The 1,316-nt window shown below is 38.0% G+C and carries 2 protein-coding genes; both read left to right on the forward strand.

Annotation, left to right across the window (positions count from 1 at the left end; all coding sequences use genetic code 11):
• Positions 1–2 precede the first annotated feature (2 nt).
• Positions 3–626 (forward strand): TIGR00266 family protein, encoded by a 624-nt coding sequence (locus ACN4EE_RS23420; RefSeq protein ID WP_431708916.1) that lies wholly within the window; start codon positions 3–5, stop codon positions 624–626.
• Positions 627–629: 3 nt separating this feature from the next.
• Positions 630–1,307, forward strand: coding sequence for a TIGR00266 family protein (locus ACN4EE_RS23425; RefSeq protein WP_431708917.1), 678 nt, complete (start codon positions 630–632; stop codon positions 1,305–1,307).
• Positions 1,308–1,316 lie beyond the last annotated feature (9 nt).

Raw genomic sequence — 1,316 nt, forward strand, 5'->3', positions numbered from 1 at the left:
CTATTTTTGTAACTTTAGAACCAAAAGAAAAGATTACCGCCGAAGCTGGTGCTATGGTTAGCATGGATGCTGATATAACCATGACAACGGAATTTTCTGGTGGTTTAATTCCAGCTTTGATGCGTAAATTTTTTGGGGGGGAGTCATTATTTGTTAATGTCTTTCATAATAAAACTAATCGTCCTTTAAATCTCGTCTTAACCCAATCCGTCATTGGAGATATACTTGCCTTCAAATTGGATGGTAAAAGGATTTGTTTAGAGCCGGGTGCGTATATTGCCCATGCAGGAGGCGCTAAAATGGGGGTTAAATGGGCAGGTTTTGCCAGTTGGTTTGCAGGAGAAGGTTTATTTAAACTTGAGTTTAGTGGTAAAGGCAGAGTCTTATTTGGTAGCTACGGCGGTATCACTCGTAAAGAAATTAACGGGGAGTTTATCGTTGATACCAGTCATCTTGTGGGTTATGACTCTAATATTAAAATGAGTATAGCTTTATCCAGCAATTTATTATCTTCTATTACCTCTGGAGAGGGTTTTGTCACTAGATTGAAGGGAAAAGGCACTGTTTTAATTCAATCTCGCAGTGTCAGTGGTTTAGTCGGTTTTTTACGCCCTAAAGTAAGATAATTTATGGATATACAAATTTTACAACAACCAGATAGTTCGATCGTCAAAGTAACCATGAATGCCCAAGAAGAATTAATCGCTGAAGCAGGTACAATGATTGCTATGAGTGATTTTATCAATGTTAGCACTACCCTCAGACAAGGAAAAGGAGGAGGTGTATTAGGGGGGTTAAAAAGAATGATGGCAGGAGAATCATTATTTCTGAGTGTTTTTCGTTGCTATCAACCTGACGGAGAAATTTTTTTAGCGCCTCGTTTCATCGGTGACGTGATTGTTTATGAAATGTCAGGGAATGAGTTAGTAGTGCAATCGGGTTCTTATTTAGCCTGTGCTTCTGGAGTAAATATAGACGTAGGATTTCAGGGTTTAAAATCCCTTTTTTCAGGGGAATCTGTTTTTTGGTTAACTATAACAGGTTATGGTGCTGTCATTTTAAGCTCTTTTGGCGGTATCTACGAAATAGATGTCGATGGAGAGTATATTGTTGACACAGGGCATATTGTAGCTTTTGAGAAAACTTTGGACTTTAAAATAGGTAAAGCAGGAAGTAGTTTACTAGGTTCTTTTTTAGGTGGGGAAGGTTTAGTTTGTCGTTTTTTTGGCAAGGGAAAGGTGTTTTGTCAAACTCATAATCCGGGTAGTTTTGGTAGTTTAATAGGCTCACAATTACCACCACGATAATAGAAAATT

It is taken from the genome of Geminocystis sp. CENA526 (genome assembly GCF_050753365.1).
Lineage (GTDB): Bacteria > Cyanobacteriota > Cyanobacteriia > Cyanobacteriales > Cyanobacteriaceae > Geminocystis.